The 864-nt window shown below is 77.9% G+C and carries 1 pseudogene; it reads left to right on the top strand.

What is annotated here, in order from left to right:
- Nucleotides 1-783, top strand: a pseudogene (locus FNQ90_RS25220) (hypothetical protein); the annotation flags it as partial.
- Nucleotides 784-864 lie beyond the last annotated feature (81 nt).

The following is an 864-nucleotide window of genomic DNA, read 5'->3' as shown; positions in this document are numbered from 1 at the left end:
GGGGCCCCCTGGACCGAACTGGTACCCCGCACCCGGATCGGCGGCCACGCCGCCCACGGCTTCCCCGTCACCGCCTCCCCGCGCCTGACCCACCTGCGACTGCGCCAGTACCCCGACGGCGGGATCGCCCGCCTGCGGGTCCACGGAGACCCGCTGCCGGACCCCGTCTGGCTCGCCGCACTGGGCACCTTCGACCTCCTGGCCGCCGAGCACGGCGGACGGGTCGAGGACGCCTCGGACCGCTTCTACTCGCCCCCGGGCCACACCCTGCTGCCCGGCCGCCCCGACCGCATGGACCAGGGCTGGGAGACCCGCCGCCGGCGCGACGGGGGGCACGACTGGATCCGCTACGCCCTCCCCGCCCGGGCCCGGATCCGCGCCGTGGAGATCGACACCGGCCGCTACCGGGGCAACGCTCCCGGCTGGGCCCGCCTGCACACCTTCGACGCCGCGGCTCCCGACGCCGGCGACCCGGCGGATCCGGCCGCACCCGGGTGGCGGGAAACGATCCCCGCCACCCGCCTGGAACCGGACACCGTCCACCGGCTGCTGCCCGGCGGCGCCCCCGGTGGGGAGGCCCCCACCGCGACCCGGGTGCGCGTGGAGATCCTGCCCGACGGCGGTCTGGCCCGTCTGCGGCTGTACGGCTCACTCACCGAGGACGGCGCGGCGGACCTGGTGGAACGCTTCCGCGCGGCCCTTCCCCGAACCGCCCGGGCGGTTCGGGGAGCCGGGCCCGGGCCGGCCCGGAATCCCGGTGGAGGACCGCCCCGCGAGCCGTAGGGTCGAGGCCATGAGCAGCGATCAGGTCACCGTCCCGCCCGTCCCGACCACCGGCCCCGATCCCGCCGACCGTCCCGACGT

Origin of the sequence: Streptomyces alkaliphilus, from assembly GCF_014141535.1 — a bacterium.
Classification (GTDB): Bacteria; Actinomycetota; Actinomycetes; order Streptomycetales; family Streptomycetaceae; genus Streptomyces; species Streptomyces alkaliphilus.
Note: the sequence above shows the minus strand (reverse complement) of the source record. Positions and strands in the feature narration are given on the sequence as shown.